Source organism: Streptomyces sp. NBC_00878, from assembly GCF_026341515.1.
Taxonomy (GTDB): Bacteria; Actinomycetota; Actinomycetes; order Streptomycetales; family Streptomycetaceae; genus Streptomyces.
The window spans coordinates 9,553,130-9,575,636 of the sequence record NZ_JAPEOK010000001.1 but is presented as its reverse complement, the minus strand read 5'-3'; the positions used below and the strand labels follow the sequence as shown (position 1 = coordinate 9,575,636).

The 22,507-nt window shown below is 70.4% G+C and carries 24 protein-coding genes and 1 riboswitch; of the genes, 11 read left to right on the top strand and 13 right to left on the bottom strand.

Going from position 1 to position 22,507, the window contains the following annotated elements:
* Window positions 1-3: 3 nt before the first annotated feature.
* The 5 genes from OHA11_RS41650 to OHA11_RS41630 form a co-directional block, all read right to left on the bottom strand.
* On the bottom strand, window positions 4-678 hold the full coding sequence (locus OHA11_RS41650) for an urease accessory protein UreF (RefSeq protein WP_266505680.1): 675 nt from the start codon (window positions 676-678) through the stop codon (window positions 4-6).
* 72 nt (window positions 679-750) lie between these two features.
* On the bottom strand, window positions 751-2,472 hold the full coding sequence (locus OHA11_RS41645) for an urease subunit alpha (protein ID WP_266505678.1): 1,722 nt from the start codon (window positions 2,470-2,472) through the stop codon (window positions 751-753).
* Window positions 2,465-2,776 (bottom strand): urease subunit beta, encoded by a 312-nt coding sequence (locus OHA11_RS41640; protein ID WP_143642976.1) that lies wholly within the window; start codon window positions 2,774-2,776, stop codon window positions 2,465-2,467. Before OHA11_RS41640 ends, OHA11_RS41645 begins: the two co-directional genes overlap by 8 nt.
* A gap of 16 nt (window positions 2,777-2,792) precedes the next feature.
* On the bottom strand, window positions 2,793-3,095 hold the full coding sequence (locus OHA11_RS41635; RefSeq protein ID WP_055614092.1) for an urease subunit gamma: 303 nt from the start codon (window positions 3,093-3,095) through the stop codon (window positions 2,793-2,795).
* A 283-nt stretch (window positions 3,096-3,378) separates the two neighbouring features.
* Window positions 3,379-4,011 (bottom strand): TetR/AcrR family transcriptional regulator, encoded by a 633-nt coding sequence (locus OHA11_RS41630; protein ID WP_266505672.1) that lies wholly within the window; start codon window positions 4,009-4,011, stop codon window positions 3,379-3,381.
* Window positions 4,012-4,125: 114 nt separating this feature from the next.
* On the opposite strand from OHA11_RS41630, the gene OHA11_RS41625 reads away from it, so the two are divergent.
* Window positions 4,126-5,226, top strand: a complete 1,101-nt coding sequence (locus tag OHA11_RS41625) for an ABC transporter permease (protein WP_266505669.1) — start codon at window positions 4,126-4,128, stop codon at window positions 5,224-5,226.
* 409 nt (window positions 5,227-5,635) lie between these two features.
* Here the strand turns inward: OHA11_RS41625 and OHA11_RS41620 are convergent, their stop codons facing one another.
* From OHA11_RS41620 to OHA11_RS41605, 4 genes are all read right to left on the bottom strand, one after another.
* Window positions 5,636-5,926 carry a type II toxin-antitoxin system Phd/YefM family antitoxin gene (locus OHA11_RS41620; protein WP_266505667.1) on the bottom strand — a complete coding sequence of 97 codons (291 nt, stop codon included), beginning with the start codon at window positions 5,924-5,926 and terminating at the stop codon, window positions 5,636-5,638.
* A gap of 101 nt (window positions 5,927-6,027) precedes the next feature.
* Complete coding sequence (locus OHA11_RS41615) at window positions 6,028-7,278, bottom strand: ABC transporter substrate-binding protein (protein WP_266505665.1); 1,251 nt, start codon at window positions 7,276-7,278, stop codon at window positions 6,028-6,030.
* Between the two features lie 43 nt (window positions 7,279-7,321).
* Complete coding sequence (locus OHA11_RS41610; protein ID WP_266507802.1) at window positions 7,322-8,146, bottom strand: carbohydrate ABC transporter permease; 825 nt, start codon at window positions 8,144-8,146, stop codon at window positions 7,322-7,324.
* A complete protein-coding gene (locus tag OHA11_RS41605; protein ID WP_266505662.1) occupies window positions 8,146-9,105 on the bottom strand; it encodes a carbohydrate ABC transporter permease in 960 nt (319 codons plus the stop codon). Before OHA11_RS41605 ends, OHA11_RS41610 begins: the two co-directional genes overlap by 1 nt.
* A 340-nt stretch (window positions 9,106-9,445) precedes the next feature.
* On the opposite strand from OHA11_RS41605, the gene OHA11_RS41600 reads away from it, so the two are divergent.
* The 4 genes from OHA11_RS41600 (at window position 9,446) to OHA11_RS41585 (ending at window position 12,000) form a co-directional block, all read left to right on the top strand.
* Window positions 9,446-10,081: an ATP-dependent Clp protease proteolytic subunit gene (locus tag OHA11_RS41600; RefSeq protein ID WP_266505659.1), complete on the top strand. Its 636-nt coding sequence runs from the start codon at window positions 9,446-9,448 to the stop codon at window positions 10,079-10,081.
* Between the two features lie 7 nt (window positions 10,082-10,088).
* Window positions 10,089-10,397, top strand: a complete 309-nt coding sequence (locus tag OHA11_RS41595) for a hypothetical protein (RefSeq protein ID WP_266505657.1) — start codon at window positions 10,089-10,091, stop codon at window positions 10,395-10,397.
* A 337-nt stretch (window positions 10,398-10,734) separates the two neighbouring features.
* A riboswitch (cyclic di-AMP (ydaO/yuaA leader) is annotated at window positions 10,735-10,947 on the top strand.
* 3 nt (window positions 10,948-10,950) lie between these two features.
* Window positions 10,951-11,424: a C40 family peptidase gene (locus OHA11_RS41590; protein WP_266505654.1), complete on the top strand. Its 474-nt coding sequence runs from the start codon at window positions 10,951-10,953 to the stop codon at window positions 11,422-11,424.
* A gap of 93 nt (window positions 11,425-11,517) precedes the next feature.
* Window positions 11,518-12,000: a DUF6328 family protein gene (locus OHA11_RS41585; protein ID WP_266505651.1), complete on the top strand. Its 483-nt coding sequence runs from the start codon at window positions 11,518-11,520 to the stop codon at window positions 11,998-12,000.
* A 62-nt stretch (window positions 12,001-12,062) separates the two neighbouring features.
* On the opposite strand, the gene OHA11_RS41580 is transcribed toward OHA11_RS41585, so the two are convergent.
* Window positions 12,063-12,686, bottom strand: coding sequence for a LysE family translocator (locus OHA11_RS41580; RefSeq protein WP_266505649.1), 624 nt, complete (start codon window positions 12,684-12,686; stop codon window positions 12,063-12,065).
* Between the two features lie 89 nt (window positions 12,687-12,775).
* Here OHA11_RS41580 and OHA11_RS41575 point away from each other — a divergent pair, with 89 nt between their 5' ends.
* Window positions 12,776-13,693: a LysR family transcriptional regulator gene (locus OHA11_RS41575; RefSeq protein WP_266505647.1), complete on the top strand. Its 918-nt coding sequence runs from the start codon at window positions 12,776-12,778 to the stop codon at window positions 13,691-13,693.
* Window positions 13,694-13,731: 38 nt separating this feature from the next.
* Here OHA11_RS41575 and OHA11_RS41570 read toward each other — a convergent pair whose 3' ends face one another.
* Entirely contained in the window at window positions 13,732-14,175 is a 444-nt protein-coding gene (locus tag OHA11_RS41570; protein ID WP_266505644.1) for an ATP-binding protein, read from the bottom strand.
* 264 nt (window positions 14,176-14,439) lie between these two features.
* Here OHA11_RS41570 and OHA11_RS41565 point away from each other — a divergent pair, with 264 nt between their 5' ends.
* Complete coding sequence (locus OHA11_RS41565; protein ID WP_266505642.1) at window positions 14,440-15,297, top strand: helix-turn-helix transcriptional regulator; 858 nt, start codon at window positions 14,440-14,442, stop codon at window positions 15,295-15,297.
* Window positions 15,298-15,306: 9 nt separating this feature from the next.
* Window positions 15,307-15,534, top strand: a complete 228-nt coding sequence (locus tag OHA11_RS41560) for a DUF397 domain-containing protein (RefSeq protein ID WP_266505640.1) — start codon at window positions 15,307-15,309, stop codon at window positions 15,532-15,534.
* Here the strand turns inward: OHA11_RS41560 and OHA11_RS41555 are convergent.
* A complete protein-coding gene (locus tag OHA11_RS41555) occupies window positions 15,515-16,651 on the bottom strand; it encodes an 8-amino-7-oxononanoate synthase (protein WP_266505637.1) in 1,137 nt (378 codons plus the stop codon). The genes OHA11_RS41560 and OHA11_RS41555 overlap by 20 nt on opposite strands.
* Window positions 16,652-16,863: 212 nt before the next feature.
* On the opposite strand from OHA11_RS41555, the gene bioB reads away from it, so the two are divergent.
* The 3 genes from bioB to bioD are packed head-to-tail and all read left to right on the top strand — an operon-like array spanning window position 16,864 to window position 20,126.
* Complete coding sequence (gene bioB / locus OHA11_RS41550; protein ID WP_266505636.1) at window positions 16,864-18,117, top strand: biotin synthase BioB; 1,254 nt, start codon at window positions 16,864-16,866, stop codon at window positions 18,115-18,117.
* The gene (locus OHA11_RS41545; RefSeq protein ID WP_266505633.1) at window positions 18,110-19,405 is read left to right on the top strand and encodes an adenosylmethionine--8-amino-7-oxononanoate transaminase; all 1,296 of its coding nucleotides are present in this window, start codon (window positions 18,110-18,112) and stop codon (window positions 19,403-19,405) included. The genes bioB and OHA11_RS41545 overlap by 8 nt, the downstream gene beginning before the upstream one ends.
* A 1-nt stretch (window position 19,406) precedes the next feature.
* A complete protein-coding gene (bioD, locus tag OHA11_RS41540; protein ID WP_266505630.1) occupies window positions 19,407-20,126 on the top strand; it encodes a dethiobiotin synthase in 720 nt (239 codons plus the stop codon).
* Window positions 20,127-20,254: 128 nt separating this feature from the next.
* Here the strand turns inward: bioD and OHA11_RS41535 are convergent, their stop codons facing one another.
* Complete coding sequence (locus OHA11_RS41535; protein ID WP_266505629.1) at window positions 20,255-22,486, bottom strand: LuxR family transcriptional regulator; 2,232 nt, start codon at window positions 22,484-22,486, stop codon at window positions 20,255-20,257.
* Window positions 22,487-22,507: the final 21 nt, after the last annotated feature.

The following is a 22,507-nucleotide window of genomic DNA, read 5'->3' as shown; positions in this document are numbered from 1 at the left end:
AACCTACGAGGCAAACAACCGCACAGCCCAAGCAGCATGCACCTCCCCACCGATCTCCAACACCGGCGCGGAAGCGGCAGGCAACACACCAACCCCACCCTCCGCCGCACACCGCGCCGCCACACCCGCCTGCCCCGCAACCAGATCAAGCTCAGGAGCCAACCGCGCCAACACCCCGGTCGCATCGAACGGATCAAGACTCAGCAACCGCACCGTCGCACTCGCCGGCCCACTGACACTCTCGTACACAGCGCAGTACGCGGCATCCTCCGCCCCGAGCCCCGCGGCCCGAGCCGCCAGCCCGAGAACAACCGGCTGATGGGCCCCTTTGGGGAACTCCCGTGCCAGCGCGTCGAGTTCGGCGGAGGGCCACGTCGCCCGAGCGGCCCGCGTCAACTGCCGCCCGAGCTTCCGAGCGGCGACCCGCAGGGCGAGTGACGGCGTACGCGCGTCCGCGGCACCGTCCAGTTCCACCGGATCGACCCCGAGGGCGGCGGCAGCGGCAAGCGAAGCCGACACCAGACCAACCGTGTGCAACCGCCCCCGGCAGAACTCCTCCAGACTCCCCGCGTCAGTGACCCGCCCGGCCTTGACCGCCGCCTCGGCCCCGCCGGAGTGGGCATGCCCCCCGGCGGGAAACCGACCGTCGGCCAGCACAAGCAACGCAGCACGCGACATGACGAGCCTCAGAACGTAGATCAGCAGTTTCAGCGAAGTCAGCAGGGGAGACGGGCCAGAGGTATCAGCGGGTCAGAAGAGGAAATACCGCTGAGCCATGGGCAGTTCGGCGGCAGGCGTAGCCTCCACCAGCTCCCCGTCGATCGTGACGGCGAAGCTGTCGGGATCGACCCGCACCCGCGGCCGCGCGTCGTTCTCCCGCATGTCCGCCTTCGTCACCCCACGCGTCGACTCGATCGACACGAACCGTTTGCCGAGCCCGAGCCGCTCCGGCAGCCCGTCCTCGATCGCGATCGGCGCCACGAAGTTGAAGGAGTTGGAGGCGGGCGCCCGCCCGATCGCCCCGAACATCGGCCGCGGCAGAATCGGCTGCGGCGTGGGAATGGACGCGTTGGCGTCGCCCATCTGCGCGTACGCGATCTGCCCGCCCTTGACGACGAGATGCGGCTTGACCCCGAAGAACGCGGGCTCCCACAGCACGAGGTCGGCGAGCTTCCCGGTCTCGACGGAACCGATCTCGCGGGCGAGTCCCTGCGCGAGGGCCGGGTTGATCGTGTACTTGGCGACATAGCGACGTACGCGGCGGTTGTCCGCGCGACCGTCCCCGGGCAGCGCACCCCGTCGCCGCTTCATGACGTGGGCGGTCTGCCAGGTCCGCATGATGACCTCGCCCACGCGCCCCATGGCCTGCGCGTCGGAGGAGATGATCGAGATCGCCCCGAGGTCGTGCAGGATGTCCTCGGCCCCGATGGTGGTGGGCCGGATCCGGGACTCGGCGAAGGCGAGGTCCTCGGGCACGGCGGCGTTGAGGTGGTGGCAGACCATCAGCATGTCGAGGTGTTCCTCGGCGGTGTTGACGGTGTAGGGCCGGGTCGGGTTGGTCGAGCTGGGCAGCACATGCCCCTCGGAGACCACGCTCATGATGTCGGGCGCGTGCCCGCCGCCCGCACCTTCCGTGTGGTACGCGTGGATCGTACGGCCCGCGATCGCGGCGAGCGTGTCGGCCACGAACCCGGCCTCGTTGAGGGTGTCCGTGTGGATGGCGATCTGCGCACCCGTCTGGTCCGCCACGGTGAGCGCGGCGTCGATGACGGCGGGCGTGGACCCCCAGTCCTCGTGCAGCTTGAGGCCGAGCGCCCCGCCGCGCAGCTGGGAGAGCATCGCCTCGTGGGAGACGGTGTTTCCCTTGCCGAGGAGCCCGAAGTTGAGCGGGTACTCCTCCATCGCCTCCAGCATTCGGGCCAGGTGCCAGGGTCCGGGCGTGACGGTGGTCGCCTTGGAACCCTCGGCCGGGCCGGTGCCGCCGCCGACGAGCGTGGTGATCCCGGAGGCCAGCGCCTCGTCGGCGATCTGCGGACAGATCAGATGCACATGGGCGTCGATGGCCCCCGCGGTCAGGATCCGCCCGTTCCCCGCGATGATCTCGGTCTCCGGGCCGATGACGAGGTCCGGGTGCACCCCGTCCATGGTGTCCGGGTTGCCCGCCTTGCCGATGCCGGTGATCCGGCCGTCGCGTATACCGACGTCGGCCTTGACGATCCCCCAGTGGTCGATGATCACCGCACCCGTGATGACCGTGTCCGGGGTGCCGTCTGCGCGCGTAGCACGCGACTGGCCCATGGACTCGCGGATGACCTTGCCACCGCCGAACACGGCCTCGTCACCGGCGCGTCCGGGGCCGCCGGAGCGGTCCTCCTCGATCTCGACCAGTAGATCCGTGTCGGCGAGCCGGATGCGGTCGCCGGTGGTGGGGCCGAACAGGTCGGCGTACGCGGCACGCGAGATCTCAGGCATCGAGGGCACCTCCGGTCTCGCCGCGCAGACCGGGCACGACACGGGCGCCGGTGAGCGGAACGAGTTCGACGTCGACGGGGATCCCGGGCTCGAAGCGCACGGCGGTGCCGGCGGCGACGTTGAGCCGCTTGCCGCGCGCGGCGGCGCGGTCGAAGTCCAGTCCGGGGTTGGCCTCGGCGAAGTGGTAGTGGGAGCCGACCTGGACGGGCCGGTCGGCGGCGTTGAGGACGGTGAGCCGGGTGACCTCAAGGCCTTCGTTGAAGGCGACGGGTCCGTCGGCGAACAGGATCTCTCCGGGAATCATGACTGCCGCTCCCCCGTCAGACGATCGGGTCGTGGACGGTGACGAGCTTGGTGCCGTCCGGGAAGGTGGCCTCCACCTGGACGTCGTGGATCATCTCGGGTATGCCCTCCATGACGTCCTCGCGGGTGAGGATCTTGCGCCCGGAGGCCATGAGTTCGGCCACGGTGCGGCCGTCCCGGGCCCCTTCGAGAATGTGCGAGGTGATCAGTGCGACGGCCTCGGGGTGGTTCAGCTTCAGTCCCCGGGCGCGGCGCTTCTCGGCCACATCGGCGGCCACATGAATGAGCAGCCTCTCCTGCTCGTGCGGCGTCAGTTGCACGGCGTCCACCTCACAGTCCTCGCTCCGGACCGTGCGGGGTCCGGCTGCCGCAGCCACCACGCAGGGCTCGGACGCAGTACGCGACTGCGGTACGCGGCCGGAAGTGCGCGACTCTGCGCGTCCCGGGCTGCGAAAACCCCTGGTGACGTGGTGGTGCAGGCTAGTTGCGCGGGATTTCAGGGACGTTAACCGCCACGCGGGGATGCGCACGAGGATCTCGGAGAACGAGCCGACGGGCCGACCTGATCGTCGACCTGCGCCCCGCCGGTCGGACCGGGTCACGTCAGCGCGGCGGCTCCATGCTCATCAACCCCCGTAGACCGTCCTGGATCACCTCGGCGGGCGCCGGGCCGAAGAGCGCCTGCTGGGCGGCGAACCCCTGCGCGGTGGCGATCATGGTCCTGGCGACGTGGTCGGCGGGAATGTCCGCCCGCATCACCCCGGCCTCCTGATATCCCTCGACGACCTTCACCCAGGCCGTTCGCACGAAGCCGAAGCCCTCGCGCAGCACCTTCGACAGCTCGCTGTCCCTGAGCGTCTCCGTCCAGACCTGGACCATCAGCCGGGGGAAGGAGGCCTCTCCCTCCCAGCTCAGCCCGAGCTTTCCCGCTCCCCCCAGCCCGAGCACCTGGGTCATGACCCGGCCCACGAGCACGTCGGGCGGTGGGGGCGGACTCTGCCGGGCGGCCTCTTCGAAGGCATCGCGAATACCTCCGAGGACCTCGGTGACGATGGCCGCGATCAGTTCGTCCTTCCCGCTGAAGTAGCGGTAGACGGCGCCTGCCGACAGATCCACTTCCTTCAGCACGTCCTGCATCGACGTGGCATGGAACCCGTTGCGGGCGAAGCAGCGGGCCGCGCCGTCGAGGATCTGACGGCGACGGGCGTCGAGGTGTTCCTGGGATACGCGAGCCATGCGCCCAAAGTAAAACGAACATTCCTTCTTGACAAGGCCAGGCACTCGCAGGACAGTGTCGACCAACCCAAAACGAACGATCCTTCTTTTTAACGCTCCGAATCGAGGGAGACCATGTCCGCCAAGTCCGCTACGTCCGCAACGCACGCGGGGACCGGCACTGCCGGGACCGCCGCGCCGTCACCGGAACCACCGCTATCGGGACCGAAGCCGTCGGAGCGGCAGGGGCCGCCGTCGCACGGCCGCCACATCGCCGCCGTCATCCTCCTGGTCCCCGTGCTGGTGGCTCTCGCCCTGTGGGCCTTCGCCTGGCCCGCGGCCCGCACCGCGCCGCGCGACCTGCCGCTCGGTGTGGCGGGCCCGGCGACCGCGGCCGCCCAGGTGCAGAAGCAGCTCGAAGGGCACGAGGGCGCCTTCGAGATCCACCGCTACGCCGACGAGGCCGCCGCCCGGGACGCCATCGAGGACCGGACCGTATACGGCGCGGTCGTCGTCACCGAGCAGGGGCCGAAGCTGCTGACCGCCTCGGCCGCGAGCCCGCTCGTCGCCCAGTTGCTCCAGCAGTCGGTGACCCAACAGGCAGGCGGCGCCCAGGTACGGACGGTCGACGTCGCGCCGGCCGCCGAGGCCGACCCGCGCGGCTCGGCCCTGACATCGAGCGTGCTGCCGATGACGCTGGCGGGCATCGCCGCGGGAGTGGTCGTGACCCTGCTCGGGCTGCGCGGCCGGCGTGCGATCGCCGCGCTGATCGGCGCCGCCGCACTCGTCGGCGTGGTGGCGGCCGCGCTCGCCGGCAGCTGGCTCGGCGCATTGCCCGGTAACTGGTGGGCCGAGGCGGCCGCCCTGGGCCTGGCCACGCTGGCGGTCAGCGCCGCCGTCGCGGGCCTGGCGGCCCTGATGGGCAGGCCGGGCATCGGGCTGGGCTCGTTCGTCGTGATGCTGCTCGGCAACCCGTTCTCCGGCGCCGCGACGGCTCCCGAGATGCTGCCCGAACCGGTCGGAACGATCGGCCAGTGGCTGCCGCCGGGCGCCGGCGTCTCACTACTGCGCTCGATCACGTTCTTCGACGGAGCCGCGGCATCCGGCCCGGCTCTGACCCTGACCTGGTGGGCCGCCCTCGGCCTTGGCGCAATCGCCCTCGGCAGCGCATTGAAGCGCCGCAAGGAAACCACGGGTCCGATCACGGCCGCCCGGAAACCCGCCCTGACGACCTGACCCCCGCAAAGAACCGACCGTGCACCTCCGCTGTAGCGGACGGAGGTGCACGATCTTGCGTGCATCAGGGGCAACGGCTTGCGCGTATCAGGGGGCAACGCCTTGCGTGCATGGGGGGCAACGGTTGACCTGTATCAAGGGCAACAGCTTGCGTGCATCAAGGGCAACGGCTTCCCTGTAGCCGGGCGCCAGCTTGCACGCATCAGGAGGTAATGGCTTGCCTGTATCAGGGGGCTCCGGCTGAATGCGCCTACCGCTCGGCCTGCTACATGCCGCCCAACCCCCACCCACCCAGGGGCGCGGGGAACTGCTCGACAAGCCCCCACTCACCCGCACCCGGCAACGATCCGCAACCACCCCACACCCAAGACGCCCAAGCCACCGAAGACGCCCAAGACGCCCAAGACGCCTAAGACGCCCCCGGCCCCCGGTGCTCCGCCGCAATCCCAAACCGCTGCCGTTCCCGCGAAGCGGAAGCAACCTCACGGACACTGGACACCGCACTGACCACCGACTCCTCCGCCGCCGCATCGATCGCCGCGTCGAGTTTCTCCAGTCGTTCCAGGTCAGCCGCGGACACCAGGGCGACGAGCGGCTTCCCGTGCCGCGTCACGACGACGCGCTCAGCGCCGTACACCACCCGGTTGATCAGGTCGGCGAGCTCAGCCCTGGCTTGCGTCACCGGAATCTCGTAGGCCATGTCCCTAGCTTAGACCGGGTTCAAAATGTCCGTTCGATACGTACTGGGCAGCGAACGCGCAGGTCAGAGACAATGCGGAGGACCCGCGCCGCCGGCAGGCCTCACCGTGTACGTCTGTACACGTCGTCCATCCGCCGAAGCAGATCCCCGGAGTCGACCGCTCCGCTCATGAGTTCCTGCAGGCCGATCAGCATCTCCTGCTGGATCTTGGGGCTCGGCCAGCTCTGGTCCGGGTATCCAGTCGACCGGCCGTCGCGCTGAGCGGCCAGGACCGGGCCGCTCACGGCATCCTCCTTGAAGTCGGGCGAGGGCAGGGCCGGAGCGTTGCCCGACACCTTGGCGTAGGTCGCCTGCGCCTGCTCCGTGGCCAGAAAATCGATGAACTTCCGTGCCAGTTCCGGCCGGTGCGCCTTGGCGTTGACGGCGTACGAGATACCGACGGCGACAGGGACACGCGTCTGCCCCGGGTCATCGGTCGCCGGAAGCGGGGAGAGGGAGAACGTGGTGCCCTTCGTCGCCTTTTCCTTCGCGGCACCGACGGCCTGGGTGACATGGACCGCGCCCAGTGCCTTTCCGGTGCCCACCATGGCCATCTGTTCGTCGTAACCGGTGCCGTTGGGACTGTCGTTGAAGCAATCGTGGTCGCGCAGGGACAGGTATTTGTTCAAGGTCTGCCGCCATGCGGAGTCCTGGAAGTCGGCGCGCCCCTGTTGTTGACGTTCCGCGAAACCGGGGTCACGACCGTAGACGAGGCTCGCGGACAGGGCGTACGGAACGAGTTGGCCGACCCAGGAGTCCTTCTGTCCGAGTGCCAGGGCGACTTTGCCCTGGCGGCGGGCGTCGGCGCAGAGTTTCAGGAGCTCGCTCCAGGTCGTCGGCTTGGTGAGTCCGGTGTCGGCGAGGGCCTGGTCGTTCCAGATGGCCCCGATGCCGCCGATGGTGACGGGCAGGGCCACGAGGTTCCCGTCCGCGTCGGCAGACACCGTGCGCTGGCCCTCCGTGAGCTTCTTCTCCCACGGTGCACCGGTCAGCGGGCTCAGCAGGCCTTGCTCGGAGAGGGCGCCGACGGATACCGAGCCGCCGTTGCCCGGCCAGATGCGGAACACATCGGGGGCGGTGCCCGCGGCGAGCTGGGTGCGGATCTGCTGGGAGTAGGCGCCGTCGTCCTCGGTGAATACGGCGCGGACGCGAATGCCGGGATTGGCCTTCTCGAACTCGGCGATCACGGCCCGGGCCGGATCCTCACCGCTGGCGACGAGGGTCAGGACGTTGTCCCCCTCGACGGTATCCATGGTGGAACAGGACGCGGTGCCGATCACCGTCGCCAGTACGGCTGCGATCGAGGTCACCATGCGTGTACGACGCCGAGGCGAAAGGAAGTTGAGGTACACGGCGCTATCCCTTCAGTCCGCCGGCGAAGCCCTTGATGACGTATTTCTGAAGCGCGAAATAGACGACCAGAACGGGGACCACGCTCATCAGGAGCGCGGCGAAGACGAGCTCCCACTGGGACACGAACTGACTGACGAAGCCGTAGATGGCGACGGGCGCGGTGACTGTTCCGCTGCCGGACAGATAGAGCAGTGGGGTGAAGAACTCGTTCCAGATGCCGACGGTGTTGAGGATGATCACGGTGCCGGTGATCGGCCGCAGGAGCGGGAAGATCACGCGCACGAAGGACCGCAGCGGCCCACAGCCGTCGAGCAGAGCCGCCTCCTCGTAGTCGGTGGGCAATTCACGCAGGAACAGGGTGTAGAGGAACACGGAGAACGGGATCTGGCCGCCGACGTTGATGAGGACGACCGCCCACAGTGATCCCAGCAGGCCCAGGTCGCGCATCGTCGTGTAGAGCGGGAGAAGGGCGAGTTGCCCTGGGATGAGCAGTCCGCCGACCAGGAACACGAACGCGGCACGTGACCAGGCGCGGGTGACCCGGGCGAGCGGATAGGCGGCCAGCGACGCGATCGGGACGATGAGCGCGACGCTGCACACCGCGACCACGACGCTGTTGGTGAGGGCCGCCCCGAGGTGAGCCTCCGTCCAGGCCTCACCGAAGTTGTCGAACGTGGGCGGCCAGTCGAGTGTGAGCGCGCTCGCACCGCTGCCCTCCTTGCGCAGAGCCACGCTCAGCAGGCTCACCAGAGGCATGACGTATACGACGGCGAACAGGAGCAGCGCGCCCTCGCGCAGCGAAGTGCGCCATGAGTAACGGCCGTGCATCACGAGGCCTTTCTGAGGGTCAGCCGGTACTGAATCGCGGCCAGACACGCGATGAGCACGGTCATGACGACGGACAGCGCGATCGAGAGCGGGAATTCGCCGAGCGCGAAGGCGTTCTTGTAGATCGTCGTGGAAATGGTCTCGGTGGCTGTGCCCGGGCCGCCGTCGGTCATGGCGAGTACCTGGTCGAACTGTTTGAGGCTGCCGATGAGGCACAGCATCACGTTGATGACGACGGCGCCGTTGAGCAGCGGCAGAACCACACTGCGAAAGCGGCGCCAGACTCCGGCGCCGTCGATGGTGGCGGCCTCCAGGATCTCGCTGGGGATGGCTTGCAGACCGGCGAGATAGATGACCATGGAATATCCGGCCGACTGCCAGATGATCTCGGCCGCGATGGCATAGAGCGCTGTGCCCGGGTCACCGAGCCAGTCGTGGGCGAGCGAGGAAAGGCCGATACCGCGCAGGACGGCATTGACGGTGCCCTCCGGAGACAGGAGATAGCTCCATACGTATCCGGCGACCAGCGGCGTGAGGACAACGGGGGCGAAGAACACCACGCGAAGCACGTAGCGGCTTTTGACCATGGTGTTCACGCCCAGGGCGAGGAGAAGCCCCAACACGTTCTGAAAGACCGTCACCAAGGCGGCGAGTACCACCGTGTTGAGCAGTGCGGCCCTGGCTCCGCGATCGGCCAGCACATCCGAGAAGTTGTCGAGGCCGACCCAGTGCCAGTCGGGCGTGATGCCGTTCCAGTCGGTGAAGGCGTATACGCCGCCGCGCAGGCTGGGCCACACGATGACGAACGCGTAGACGGCTACGGCGGGAAGCAGGAACCAGAACGGGGTGTGAATGCCCGAGCGGCGCTTCTGTCGCCTTGGCGTGACCGGCTGCCCGGCATCGGCGTCGCGGGGCGCGGGAGGGCGTGGAACGGCTGTGGCCCTGGGGGTTGTGGTCACGTCGGCTCAACTCCCGGGCGCCCACAGGTGGACAACGATGTCAGCTTCCATCCGGGCCCCCGAAGGCGTCCGGCGCCACAGGAGATCCACACATCGCCACCTCGTTCACGTACGAAAACTTCATTCATGGATACGGCTGCACCGCACGGTAGAAACGTTTCAATCCCGCGTCAAGGGTTCCCGCAGGAACAGAGGGTGCAGCTCGTGCGCAGGTCCGGGCCGCAGCCCTCGGACCCGCCGCCCCGGGTCTGTTGACTCCCGTGGATCACTGGAGCACGCTCCCTACGTTACGTACGTCCTGTACATTTTCTACAGGACCTCTCCCGGAGGAGCGTGTGTCATGGCCCGACCGTCCGCCCGCTATGTCCTGCCCGAGTTCACCGAACGCAACAGTTCGGGGAGCCGGACCATGGACCCGTACTCCAAGCTCCTGGAAGAGCGGATCGTGTTTCTCGGGACGCCAATCGACGACGTCTCGGCGAACGACGTGATGGCGCAGTTCATGCACCTCGAGTACCAGGCGCCCGACAGGGACATTTCGCTCTACATCAATTCTCCCGGCGGCTCCTTCAGCGCGATGACGGCCGTCTACGACACGATGCGGTTCGTCAGCTGCGAGGTGGAGACCATCTGCCTGGGGCAGGCCGGGTCCGCCGCGGCGGTGCTGCTCGCGGCCGGCACACCGGGCAAGCGGTACTCGCTGCCGGGCGCCCGCGTGCTCATCCACCAGCCCTCGTTCTCCGAGCCCGTCCAGGGGCAGGCCTCCGACCTGGTCATTCAGGCCGACGAACTGATGCGTACCCGCGAGCAGTTGGAGGAGATGCTCGCCCGGCACACCGGCCAAAGCCGGGAGCGGATCGGTGCCGACATCGAGCGGGACAAGATCCTGGACGCGCCGGCGGCGTTGGAGTACGGACTGATCGACCGGATCGTCCCGAGCCGGAAGTCCACCCAGCGCGCACCCGGCGCGAGGTGAGCGGCGGATGCTTCCACCCGAGTTGCCGCCGCTGCCGGCCCTGACCCGTGCCGAGGCCGAACTGATCGACCGTTACCTGGAGGTGGTCGACCTGCTCGGCCGGATCAACCCGGCCCACTCCGGGGACACTTACCGCGGGCTGCGGGCCGCCCAGGCCCTGGTCGGCAGGGCCACCGCACTGCGTGACGCGCTGGCCCTGATGCACCAACGCGGCGAGCACGAGGTGCACGCACCGACCCTGGCGCGGGCGCTGCGCGTCCTCGACGGTGAGCGCCGAGCAGGCCGGATCGCACTACCGCCGCGCTCCGACACCTGACGTACCCCCACCGCCCGGCGTCGCGCAGGTATCTGACGAGGCGTCCGGGCCAGGGTTCAAACGAGCCGAACGGTGTACCACCGAACGGCGTAGTCAGGGCTGCTTTTGCGGACCCGTGGGAGCTGCGCAACCCACGTAGCTCCAGTGCGGTATGAACCGTCCCGGTGCTGGTACGAGGGTCCTCGACCCCCTCGGCGCCCTCGTACAGAAAGGGCTGTCCACCCGAACGGGTGAGTGGTGAGTAAGCCCACAAATCGCCGATTCCGCTCGGCTTTTGGGACATCCGTGCGTCAAGATCCCTTCCGACGACAAGACCCCGCCACAAGCGGCGGGGCGGTCCGGGCGGACGCCGAGTCCTGCCGCCGCTCGGATGAACCGGTCGACAGAAGTGGATCGGCAGGAGTGGAGGACCCAAGCACGACGGGTCGCCGGAACGGTCACGCCATGACCGGGCCGAGCAGCCCTTGGGGTGAAGCCGCGTCAGCGGCCGGGCAACTTCGCCAGCCCGAATCCGACAGGTCATCCTTCACAGGCGGCTGACGAAGGGTTGCGCATGACTGCGCTCAATCGTGTCCCGTCGCTGTTCAGCAGGGCCGGTACCGCATCGGCTCTCACCATCGCCGCCGTCGGCGGCGGCATCGTGGCCCCCGGCTTCACGTCCGGCGCGGAAGCGGCCACACCCGCGACGAAGGCACTCCAGGTGGCGGCCTCCAAGAAGGGCTCCGCTTACAAGTTCGGAGCCGCGGGGCCCAAGCGCTTCGACTGCTCGGGCCTCACGCTCTACTCGTTCAAGAAGGCGGGCAAGTCCCTGCCGCGTACGGCAGCTGCCCAGTACAACAGGACGAAGCACATCTCCGCTTCCACCCGTAAGCAGGGAGACCTGGTCTTCTTCCACTCGGGCCGGAACGTCTACCACGTCGGCATCTACGCCGGGAAGGGACGGATCTGGCACTCCCCGAAGACCGGGGACGTGGTGAAGCTGCAGAAGATCTGGACGAAGAGCGTCTGGTACGGCCGGGTCAGGTGACCTGCCCGGGATGCGGCCGCGGTGATCGCCGCGGCCGCATACCGGGGCCGCCCGGAATGTGATATTCGCGGCGGAGTGGTTACTCCTTCACATATGGGCGACCTTCATCACCAAGAGGAGCGCGACGAGACACGGCTCGAACGCGCCGACCGCAACTTCAACGAACTGCTCCAGGAACTGCGGGTCACGCAGACCGGCGTGCAGATCCTCTTCGCCTTCCTGCTGACCCTCGCGTTCACCGCGCGCTTTCCCTCCCTGGATTCGTTCCAGCGCGCCACGTACGTCGTCACGCTGCTGCTGTCGGTAGTGACCGCGGCGCTCTTCACGGCCCCCGCCGCGCTGCATCGCCGGCTGTTCCGGCAGGGCGCCAAGCCCCAGGTCGTGAAGGCCTCCTCGCTGCTGGCCCAGGCCGGGCTCGGCGCGCTCTCGCTCGGCCTCTCCGGTTCGGTCCTGCTCGTCGTGGACGTGGCGACGAACCGGGCGGGCGGCATCGCGGCCGGCGCCGCCACCCTGGTCGTATGCGCCGGGCTGTGGGCCCTCCTGCCCTACCTGGTCAAACGCTCCGTCGGCGACTAGGACGGGTCTACCAGGACGGGCCGACCGGGAAGGTCCACCAGGGCAGGTCCGGGCTGACCGGCTCAGGCCAGCAGCGGTTCGAGGACGAGTCCGACGCCGAGCAGGGTGAGCACGGTGCCGGTGCCGGCCACGATGGCCCGGGCCGTACGCGGTCTGCGCAGCCACCGGCCGAGCCGGTCCACGAGCAGCGCGACCACCGGGAACCAGAGCAGGGCGAGCGCGACCACGATCAGCGCGAGCCACAGCGTCCGGGGCATCGCCGGACTCCCGTCGGGCACGAACTGCGGCAGCAGGCTCATGAAGGTGATCGGCACCTTCGGGTTGAGGACGTTGGTGACGAAGCCCTGGCGCAGCGCCCGGCTCCCCGACATCACCGGCCCGTCGTCGTCCACGGTTGTACGCCGCTCGCGAAGCGACCGCAGGGTGCGTACGCCGAGATGGAGGACGTACGCCCCGCCGAGCAGCTGGAGCGCGCGGAAGAGCGCGGGCACGGCTGCCAGGACCGCGGCGACCCCTGCGACGGCGAGGGTGGTGTGGAGGAGCAGCGCCGCGGTGATCCCGAGCGCGCACGCGACACCGGCCCGGCGGGAGACCAGGGCGTTGCGTACGACGACGGTGAAGTCGGCACCCGGCATGGCGACCATGCCCGCGGCGACTCCGCTGAAGGCGATGAGCTGTGCGTCCATGGGCACCAGCGTGCGCCCTCGGAGCCTTCAGAAGGTATGTCGAATATCCTGGGTCTGCCTTAAGCATCTCTTTACCCCGGGAGCTTCGCTTGTACGACCCGACACGGCTCGCGGCGCTCGTGGCGGTCGCGGAGGCGGGTTCGATCACCCGGGCCGCCGAGCGTCTCGGGTACACGCCGCCCGCGCTCTCGCAACAGCTCGCCAAGCTGGAGAGGGAGGCCGGCACGGCACTGCTCGTACGCCATCACCGCGGGACCCGGCTGACGGGTGCGGGTGAGTTGCTCGTGGCGCGGGCGCGCCGGGTGCTGGACGAGCTGGAGCGGGCGCGGCTCGAACTGGCGCGTCTGGCGGGCCTGTCCGGCGGGACGCTGCGGGTCGGCACCTTCCAGACGGCCGGGATCCATCTGCTGCCTCCGGTGCTCAGCGCGTTCCGCCGGGCGCATCCCGACGTGGAGCTGACCGTCGCGGACTACGAACCCCCGGCCGGTATCGCCGCGGTGGCCGCGGGCGAGGTCGATCTGGCGCTGACGCATGCCTACGAGCCTTCGGCACCGGTGTCGCTGCCCGCGAGTGTGTCCGCGGAGCCGGTGCTGGTCGAGGAGCTGGTGCTCGTGACCGCGCCCGGGCACGTCCTCACGAGCGGTTCGTCACGGCTGCCGCTGACGGAGCTGGCCGGGCAGCCGCTCATCAGCATGGCGCCGGACCATCCGGCCCGGCAGGGCCTGGAGGCCGTACTCACCCGGACCGGGGCCGTTCCGTCGCTCCTCGTCACGACACCCGGCTATGCCCTGGTGTGTGCGCTGGCGAGTGCGGGCCTCGGAGTCGCGGTGGTGCCGGAGATGGTGGCCAGGACGGCGGCCACCCCGGTGGGAATGCGACTGTTGGAACCCGGAGACCTGCGGCGCACGATCCTGGTCGTCCACCGCACCGACGAGGCGGCTCCGGCGGTAGACGCCTTCCGGGCTCTGCTGCGGGGCGCCTTCGGACGTGCCTCGCAGTACAACTGACGGGCGCTGAAGGACGGCTGACAGACGGGGCACGGCTTTCAGTCGGCTCTCACGGGCTGTACCGGTGCCGTCCAGGGCAGCATGATCGAAACCGTCTTGCCGCCCTCTCTGGTGGGCCGGACCGTCAGCTTGCCGCCGCACTCGGCAGTCAGCCAGCGGACGATCACCATGCCGCGCCCGTTGTCCTGTTGGACGGCCGCGGGCAAACGTTTCGGGAAGCGGGGGTGGCTGTCGGTCACGCCGATGCGCAGGCGTTCGTCGCGGTCGAGTTCGATGTCCACCGTGAAGGTGGGCGACTGTCCGAACGTGTGCTGTACGGCGTTGGTGGCGAGCTCCGAGACGATGAGCCGGACCGTGTCGGCGGCCTCCGTGTCGGACGGTAGTCCCCATTCGGCCAGCACGTTCATGACGTATGTGCGGGCGGCGTAGACCGAGGCGGGATCGCTCGGCAGAGTGACGGATGCTTCCTGGTGGTCTGCCATGGCGAGGTCGTCCCTTTCCCACGGGACCGGAGTCCGACACGAAGCGGATGACGTCGAGTACGGTCCCGGACTGGTGCTTGCGCCAGAGTGCCACTACCTCGCCGTTCGCGGTGGCGATCCACCGAGATATGCATATATCTGTCGCTCGAAGCGGTGAACTCTGCGACGACCGACCGTATTTGGGCGGGCGGCCGGTTCGTCCTCTACGGTCGGCTTGACGCCGGACGATATAGCGCTGGCGCGACGGTCGGAAGGAGACGGCCAATGCAGTACGGTCCCGCTGTGCGTCGCCGGAAACTCGGCGCCGAACTGCGCGCCCTGCGGGCCCGTGCGGGCCTCAAGAGCGGCGAGGCGGCCCGGCTCGTCGGCTGGCACCAGTCGAAGGTGAGCCGGATCGAGACCGGCCGCAGCGGAGTCAAACCGGCGGACGTGGAGCGCCTCCTCGACGCGTACGGCGTACAGGACGCGGAGCTGCGCGAGTTGCTCGTGGTGCTGGCGGGTTCCGACGACCGCGGCCGGCACCACTGGTGGCATGCCTACCGGGGTCTTCTGCCGTCCACGTACAGCGACTTCATCAGCCTGGAGTCGCAGGCCAGCGTGATGCGCACGCTGGAGAACTCCGTCGTGCCGGGGCTCCTGCAGACGCCGGAGTACGCCCGCGAGGTGACCCGGGCGGCCGTGGACGGGGCGCCGGACGGCAAGGTGGACGCGCTGGTGGAGGTGCGCCTCGCCCGCCAGGACGTGCTGCGGTCGAATCGGCCATTACGGCTGAGTGCGGTTCTGGACGAGGCGGTGTTACGTCGGACGGTCGGTGGACCGGGCGTCATGACACGGCAGTTGGACCGGCTCCGGGAGGCCGCACACCTCCCCCACGTGCGGATTCAGGTGCTGCCGTTCGGAGTTGGGGCCCACGTCGGCGTGACCGGACCTTTCGTTATCTTCTCATTTCCGAACACATCTGATCTGGATGTGGTTGTTCTCGACCACTTGACGAGTAGCCTCTACCTCGAACGGAAAGAAGACCTCCAGGCCTACAGCGAGGCCTTCGAATCCCTTCAAGTCCACGCCCTTTCGCCCGAGGAAACGTTGGATTTCATCGCCGGTGTAGCTCACGGCGCATAAGGAGGCACCATGCCCACCCCCCTGCCTCGGTCCCTACCTTCGAGCACCCGTCTGCACGGTGTGCGGTGGCAGCGCAGCAGCCGCAGCACGGGAATGAACAACTGCGTCGAGACGGCCCGTCCAGGCTCCGGTCCATGGACCGGACTGCTCGCGGTGCGCGACTCGAAGAACACGTCGGGTCCCGCCCTGCTCTTCGCCCCCGCAGCCTGGGAGGGCTTTATCGCCGCGCTTCGATGATCACGCGTACGGCACGGTCGAGCTGCCCGTCGGTGAGGTCCGCGCGGGCGGTGAGCCGCAGCCGTGAGATGCCGTCCGGCACCGACGGGGGACGGAAGCAGCCGACGGCGAGACCCGCCTCGCGGCAGTCCGCGGCCCAGCGCACGGCCTGCTCCGGGGAGGGTGCGCGCACGGACACGACGGCGGCGTCCGGCCGGACGGCTTCGAGACCCTCGGCCGTCAGCCGTTCGTGCAGGGTGGTCGCCACCGCACGCGCGCGTGCGGCCCGTCCCGGTTCCCCGCGCAGCAGACGCAGGGCCGCGAGGGCCGCACCCGCCGCCGCGGGAGCCAGACCCGTGTCGAAGATGAAGGTACGGGCCGCGTTGACCAGATGGTCGATGACGTGGGCCGGTCCGAGGACCGCGCCGCCCTGGCTGCCCAGCGACTTCGACAGCGTGACGGTCGTGACCACGTCCGGCGCGCCCGCGAGGCCCACCGCGTGCGGCGCGCCCCGGCCGCCGTCGCCGAGTACGCCGAGACCGTGCGCGTCGTCCACGAGCAGGGCGGCGCCGGCCTCCCGGCAGGCGGCGGCGAGTCCGGCAAGCGGGGCCGCGTCGCCGTCCACCGAGAAGACCGTGTCGGAGACGACGACGGCGGGTCCGGCATGCGTGCCCAGCGCCTTGCGCACGGCGTCGGGGTCGGCGTGCGCGACGACCTGGGTGGTGCCGCGCGCGAGACGGCAGCCGTCGATCAGCGAGGCGTGGTTGCCCGCGTCGGAGACGACGAGGGAGCCGTGCGGCGCCAGCGAGGTGACCGCGGCGAGGTTGGCGGCATACCCCGAGGAGAAGACCAGCGCGGACTCGAAACCGCAGAATTCGGCCAGTTCGTGTTCGAGTTCCGCGTGCAGTTCCGTGGTGCCGCTGACCAGCCGCGAGCCGGTGGCACCGGCGCCCCAGGCCAGCGCGGCACTCGCGGCGGCCCGAGTGACCTCGGGGTGCCTGGCCAGGCCCAGATAGTCGTTGCCGGCGAGATCGAGGAGCGGGGAGTCGGCGGGGCGGGGACGCAGGGTGCGGACGAGTCCGGCCCGGCGGCGCGCCCGCGCCTGCTCGTCCATCCACTCGAAGGGCGATCCCGACATATGTCCTCCGGGCCATGAGGTGAGGGTGTCCCATGGGGCGCCGACACATGACACTTCGCCTGGGCCGTCCCCACCTGCCTTTTGTAGGCAGCGCACAGACCCTAGCCGGACCACCAGCCGCCCATGGTGTGGCAATACCCACACGTCCAGCCCCGTCCGTTGTCCGGTCCCTCCTTGGCCCGGCGCGGTCGGATAGGCCAGGATCGGATCTCATGGACCTGCTGAACACGCTGGTGGACAAGGGGCTTCGGCGCGAGCTGCCGACCCGCGACGAGGCGCTGGCCGTACTGGCCACCTCCGACGACGAAATCCTCGATGTGGTGGCCGCGGCCGGCAAGGTACGCCGACAGTGGTTCGGCCGACGGGTGAAACTCAACTACCTGGTCAACCTGAAGTCGGGCCTGTGCCCGGAGGACTGCTCGTACTGCTCGCAGCGGCTCGGCTCCAAGGCCGGGATCCTGAAGTACACGTGGCTGAAACCCGACCAGGCTTCCGAGGCCGCGGCGGCCGGGCTCGCGGGCGGCGCGAAGCGGGTCTGCCTGGTGGCGAGCGGACGCGGTCCCACCGACCGGGACGTGGACCGGGTCTCGGACACCATCAAGGCGATCAAGGACCAGAACGAGGGCGTCGAGGTGTGCGCCTGCCTGGGACTTCTCTCCGACGGCCAGGCAGAGCGGCTGCGCGAGGCGGGCGCGGACGCCTACAACCACAACCTCAACACGTCCGAGTCGACATACGGGGACATCACGACCACCCACACGTACGCCGACCGCGTCGACACGGTCCAGAAGGCGCATGCCGCGGGCCTGTCCGCCTGCTCGGGGCTGATCGCGGGCATGGGCGAGAGCGACGATGACCTCGTCGACGTCGTCTACTCGCTGCGCGCCCTCGACCCGGACTCGGTGCCGGTCAACTTCCTGATCCCGGTCGAGGGCACCCCGCTCGCCAAGGAGTGGAACCTCACACCGCAGCGCTGTCTGCGGATCCTCGCGATGGTCCGGTTCGTGTGCCCCGACGTGGAGGTGCGGATCGCGGGTGGCCGCGAGGTCCATCTGCGCACGATGCAGCCGCTCGCCCTGCACCTGGCCAACTCGATCTTCCTCGGCGACTACCTGACCACCGAGGGCCAGGCCGGCAAGGCCGACCTGGACATGATCGCGGACGCCGGGTTCGAGGTGGAGGGCACGGGCCAGGTGACGCTTCCTGAGCACCGGGTCACCGCGGGCGGCGGCTGCGGTTCCCACGCCGAGGCCGGGTGCGGCTCGCACGCGGACGCCGGATGCGGCTCGCACGAGGGCGGCGGCTGCGGCCCCTGCGGCTCGACCGCCCAGGAACAGGCCCCAGCGGCGACGCGTGCCCCCGAGCCAGTACGGGTCCCCGAGACGGCGCGCGCCTCCGAGGCCCGTACGGACCTGGTCACGGTACGCCGCCGTGGTGCCGGAACGGACCTCGCGCCCAATGCCTGACCCGCACGTGTCCGGCCTCTCCGTGCCCGAGCTGCTGGAGCTCGACCGGCGGCACGTCTGGCATCCGTACGGGCCGATGCCGGGCCGGCAGGAACCGCTCGTCGTGGAGTCGGCGAGCGGGGTGCGGTTGCGGCTGGCCGGCACGGACGACGAGCTGATCGACGGCATGTCGTCCTGGTGGTCGGCGATCCACGGCTACAACCACCCCGCGCTCAACGAGGCGGCCCGCGATCAGCTCGGGCGGATGAGCCATGTGATGTTCGGCGGGCTCACGCACGAGCCCGCCGTACGGCTGGCGAAGCGTCTTGTCGACATGTCGCCCCAGGGCCTTGAGCATGTCTTCCTGGCCGACTCCGGCTCGGTGTCCGTCGAGGTGGCGGTCAAGATGTGCCTCCAGCACTGGCGTTCCCTCGGCCGCCCGGGCAAGCAGCGCCTGCTGACCTGGCGCGGCGGCTACCACGGCGACACCTGGCAGCCCATGTCCGTGTGCGATCCCGAGGGCGGGATGCACGAGCTGTGGCAGGGCGTGCTCCACCGCCAGGTGTTCGCGGACCCGCCGCCGGTCGCGTACGAGGAGTCGTACGCGGACCAGCTGCGTGAGCTGATCGAGCGGCACGCGGGCGAGCTGGCCGCGGTGATCGTGGAGCCGGTGGTGCAGGGCGCGGGTGGGATGCGGTTCCACTCCCCCGCGTATCTGCGGGTGCTGCGCGAGGCGTGCGACGCGCACGACGTGCTGCTCGTGTTCGACGAGATCGCGACGGGCTTCGGCCGTACGGGCGCCCTGTTCGCGGCCGACCACGCGGCGGTGACGCCGGACGTGATGTGCGTGGGCAAGGCGCTGACCGGCGGCTATCTGACGATGGCGGCCACGCTCTGCACCTCGCGGGTCGCGGAAGGCATCTCGCGGGGCGAGGTGCCGGTCCTCGCGCACGGCCCGACCTTCATGGGCAACCCGCTCGCCGCCGCCGTGGCCTGCGCCTCGATCGACCTACTCCTCGGCCAGGACTGGCAGACCGAGGTCAAGCGCGTCGAGACCGGGCTGCGGGAGGGGCTGGCTCCGGCGGCCGAGCTGCCGGGGGTCCGGGACGTACGCGTGCTCGGTGCCATCGGGGTCGTGCAGCTCGACCACGAGATCGACATGGCGGCGGCGACCCGGGCGGCGGTAGGCGAAGGCGTGTGGCTGCGACCGTTCCGGGACCTCGTGTACACGATGCCGCCGTACGTCACCGGGGACGCGGATCTGGCACGGATCACGGCCGCGGTGTGCGCGGCGGCTCGGGAGGGCTGACATGTCTTCGGTGCTGGTGATCACGGGGACGGGCACGGAGGTCGGCAAGACGGTGACGACCGCGGCCGTCGCCGCGGCGGCTCTCGCGGCCGGGCGGTCCGTGGCCGTCCTCAAACCCGCGCAGACCGGTGTGCTGCCGGGCGAGCGCGGAGACGCGGACGAGGTGGCACGGCTGGCGGGCGCGGTGACGTCCGTCGAACTGGCCCGCTATCCCGAGCCGTTGGCTCCCGCCACGGCGGCGCGGCGGGCCGGGCTCGCGCCGGTGCGGCCGGACGAAGTGGCGGAGGCGGCGGGCAAGTTGGCCGCGGAGTACGACCTCGTGCTGGTCGAGGGGGCGGGCGGCCTCCTCGTACGGTTCGACGACGAGGGCGGCACACTCGCGGACGCGGCGCGGCTGTTGGACGCCCCCGTACTGGTCGTCGCCTCCGCCGGACTCGGCACGCTCAACACGACGGAACTGACCGCCCGCGAACTGCGGGCCCGCCGGCTCGACCTGCTCGGTGTCGTGCTGGGCAGCTGGCCGACCGAGCCGGATCTCGCGTCGCGTTGCAACCTCGCGGATCTGCCGGTGGTGGCCGAGGCTCCGCTGCTGGGCGCGCTTCCCGAGGGCTGCGCTGGGCTCCCGGTCGCCGACTTCCGCGCCGCGGCAGGCAGTTGGCTCGCGCCACGGCTGGGTGGAACGTGGGACACCGAGGCCTTCACAGATGGGCGCGCCCCGTAAGGGGCGCGGGGCTGTGACATTTTGCGACTCCTCCCCCACTCTCGGCTTCGCTCGAGCGGGGGGACCCCCATCGTGGGCGCGACCAGCCACGAACGACCCGCAGACAAAGAACGACATTCCAGCGGAGCTCACTCCTCCGACGACGCCAACAACCTCACCAGTTCGATCCGCGACCGAATGCCAAGCCGGTTGAACACCCCGCGCAGATGATGATCGATGGTGCGCGGGCTGAGCAGCAGCCGAGACGCGATCTCCCGGTTGGTCGCACCCTCGGCAGCCATGCGGGCCACCGTCAGCTGCTGGGCAGTGAGCAGTGTGGTCAAATCCCGGGCGCGGCCGGGCAGTCGAACCGGTTCACCCAGAGCGCGGAGTTCCGCCCGCGCCTGCGCGGCACAGTGCGGCGCACCGAAGTGCTCGAACGCTTCGAGGGCGCTGTGCAACCGGTCCCGCGCCTCCGTACGGTTCCGCAGCCGACGTAACGCGCCGCCGAACAGCAGCTCCGTACGGGCGCGTTCGAAGTCGCGGGTACCGCCGGCATGCAGGTCGAGGGCGGTCCGGTAGTGCCCGACGGCATCGGGGCCGGTGGCCAGCAGGGCCCGGCAACGGGCGCTGAGGGCCAGGTCGTCGGGGCTGCGGACGGCGCCGGCCCAACGGTCGTAGCGGGCGTGGGCGGCCCGCGCGACCCGGGTGTCGCCGGAGTGCACGGCGGCTTCCACGTAGTGCGGGGTGGCGAGGTGGAGTACGGCCCGGTGTCCGTGGCCGGGGCCGAAGCCGGCGAGGGCGCGCAGCCGGGACGCGGACGCCGCGTAGCGGCCGGTGCTGAGGTCGAGGAAGGCGAGCGCCCACAGGGCGAGGGCGGCGGCGAGGCCGAGGCCGCGTTCCACCGCGTACGTTCGGGCCGCCGCGGCGCGTGCCCGGCAGACGTCCTCGTCGCCGGTGACGGCGGCGAACATGGCGAGGGCGGCCTGGAGATGACAGGCCCCGTTGTCCTGCCCGGTGGCGTACGCCTGTCGCAGGGCGTCCAGGGTGGCGGCCCCCGCGGCCCGTGGACGGCCCGTCCAGAACTCGGCGTACACCCGGAACTCCATGGCCTGCGGAACGGTCACGGAGTCACCCCTGGCGCGGGCGGAAGCGGCGGCGCGTACGGCCGCGGAGGCGGCGCGGGTGTGGTCGCCGAGCAGCAGGGCGGCGATCGCGGAGTGGATCAGCGAGGTGGGGTCGCCGCCGGGCCCGCAGCGCCCGGCGGCCGCTTCCAGGAGGTCGCGGGCGTCCTCGTACCGTCCCTCGAACGCGGCGGCCAGTCCCCCGAGCGTGCCCGGTGCCGCGATCCCGTACCGGTCGGCGACGGCCGCGGCCTCCCGGCACCGGCGCAGGTCGCCGGTGTAGACGGCGGCTTCGGTGGCACGTGCCAGGAAATGCGCGGCGGCCTCGGGAGCCGAGGGCACGACAGGGCGTACGCACCGGATGGTGCCCACGCCCTCGATCGGCGCGCCGCCGACCGCGGCGCCGACCGCGCGGTCGGTGTCGGTGCCTCGGCCCGGTTCGCCGCCGGGCTTCCGCTCGCCCGACTCCACCCCGCGTACCGCCTCCGCGAGCAGTGCGTCGAACGACTCCGTGGCGTTCCCCGCGCGTAGAGCGAGCAGTCCGCTCAGCCCGTCGATGTCGCCGTGGGCGGCGAGGCGGCGGGCCCGGTCGGCGTCGCCGGAGCGCCAGGCGTCGGCGGCGGCCCGGGCGAGCAGGCGGGGGCGTTCCCGCGGGTCGGGGGTCAGCACGGCGGCCCGTTCGACGAGCGCGCAGGCCAGCGTGTGTTCGCCCGTGGCACGGGCCTCGTGCGCCGAGGCGCGCAGTTCCGCCGCGAGCCGTCGGCTGGGCCCGAGCATGGCGGCGGCGCGGTGCCAGGACCGGCGGGGCGCCTCGCCCTCGCCGCGCAGGACGCGGGCGAGGAGCCGATGGGTCTCGCGCCGGTCCAGGGCCGACGCGGTCTCGTAGGCGGCGATTCGGGTCCAGGGGTCCCGGAACACGACTCCGGCGGACGTCGGCTGGGCGAGCCCGGCCGCCTCGGCGTCGTCGAGGGGCCCGGTGTCCAGCCGGGCCGTGGTCACGGCCCGCAGGAAGGCGTGCGTGGCGAGCGGGTACTGGTCGGCGGCGGCGATCAGCAGGAGCCGCCGGGTGTCCGCCGGGAGGGCCCTGATCGCGCGCCGATGGGACCGCAGCAGACCCGGGGCCACGGCGACGGGCTCGGCCGGGAGCGGTTCGAGACCGGCCAGTTGGTGCTCGGTCAGGACGGCGGCGAGTTCCGCCGCGGCGAGCGGATCGCCGTGCACGGCACGCAGCACCCTGACCCGGACGCCTTCGGACATCGGAGTTTCCGGGTGTGTCCG

Coding starts and splice junctions, on each gene's coding strand:
- OHA11_RS41650 (WP_266505680.1), bottom strand. CDS start 678: ATGTCGCGTGCTGCGTTGCTTGTGCTGGCCGACGGTCGGTTTCCCGCC.
- OHA11_RS41645 (WP_266505678.1), bottom strand. CDS start 2,472: ATGCCTGAGATCTCGCGTGCCGCGTACGCCGACCTGTTCGGCCCCACC.
- OHA11_RS41640 (WP_143642976.1), bottom strand. CDS start 2,776: ATGATTCCCGGAGAGATCCTGTTCGCCGACGGACCCGTCGCCTTCAAC.
- OHA11_RS41630 (WP_266505672.1), bottom strand. CDS start 4,011: ATGGCTCGCGTATCCCAGGAACACCTCGACGCCCGTCGCCGTCAGATC.
- OHA11_RS41625 (WP_266505669.1), top strand. CDS start 4,126: ATGTCCGCCAAGTCCGCTACGTCCGCAACGCACGCGGGGACCGGCACT.
- OHA11_RS41620 (WP_266505667.1), bottom strand. CDS start 5,926: ATGGCCTACGAGATTCCGGTGACGCAAGCCAGGGCTGAGCTCGCCGAC.
- OHA11_RS41615 (WP_266505665.1), bottom strand. CDS start 7,278: ATGGTGACCTCGATCGCAGCCGTACTGGCGACGGTGATCGGCACCGCG.
- OHA11_RS41610 (WP_266507802.1), bottom strand. CDS start 8,146: ATGCACGGCCGTTACTCATGGCGCACTTCGCTGCGCGAGGGCGCGCTG.
- OHA11_RS41600 (WP_266505659.1), top strand. CDS start 9,446: ATGGCCCGACCGTCCGCCCGCTATGTCCTGCCCGAGTTCACCGAACGC.
- OHA11_RS41595 (WP_266505657.1), top strand. CDS start 10,089: ATGCTTCCACCCGAGTTGCCGCCGCTGCCGGCCCTGACCCGTGCCGAG.
- OHA11_RS41590 (WP_266505654.1), top strand. CDS start 10,951: ATGACTGCGCTCAATCGTGTCCCGTCGCTGTTCAGCAGGGCCGGTACC.
- OHA11_RS41585 (WP_266505651.1), top strand. CDS start 11,518: ATGGGCGACCTTCATCACCAAGAGGAGCGCGACGAGACACGGCTCGAA.
- OHA11_RS41580 (WP_266505649.1), bottom strand. CDS start 12,686: ATGGACGCACAGCTCATCGCCTTCAGCGGAGTCGCCGCGGGCATGGTC.
- OHA11_RS41570 (WP_266505644.1), bottom strand. CDS start 14,175: ATGGCAGACCACCAGGAAGCATCCGTCACTCTGCCGAGCGATCCCGCC.
- OHA11_RS41565 (WP_266505642.1), top strand. CDS start 14,440: ATGCAGTACGGTCCCGCTGTGCGTCGCCGGAAACTCGGCGCCGAACTG.
- OHA11_RS41560 (WP_266505640.1), top strand. CDS start 15,307: ATGCCCACCCCCCTGCCTCGGTCCCTACCTTCGAGCACCCGTCTGCAC.
- OHA11_RS41555 (WP_266505637.1), bottom strand. CDS start 16,651: ATGTCGGGATCGCCCTTCGAGTGGATGGACGAGCAGGCGCGGGCGCGC.
- bioB (WP_266505636.1), top strand. CDS start 16,864: ATGGACCTGCTGAACACGCTGGTGGACAAGGGGCTTCGGCGCGAGCTG.
- OHA11_RS41545 (WP_266505633.1), top strand. CDS start 18,110: ATGCCTGACCCGCACGTGTCCGGCCTCTCCGTGCCCGAGCTGCTGGAG.
- bioD (WP_266505630.1), top strand. CDS start 19,407: ATGTCTTCGGTGCTGGTGATCACGGGGACGGGCACGGAGGTCGGCAAG.
- OHA11_RS41535 (WP_266505629.1), bottom strand. CDS start 22,486: ATGTCCGAAGGCGTCCGGGTCAGGGTGCTGCGTGCCGTGCACGGCGAT.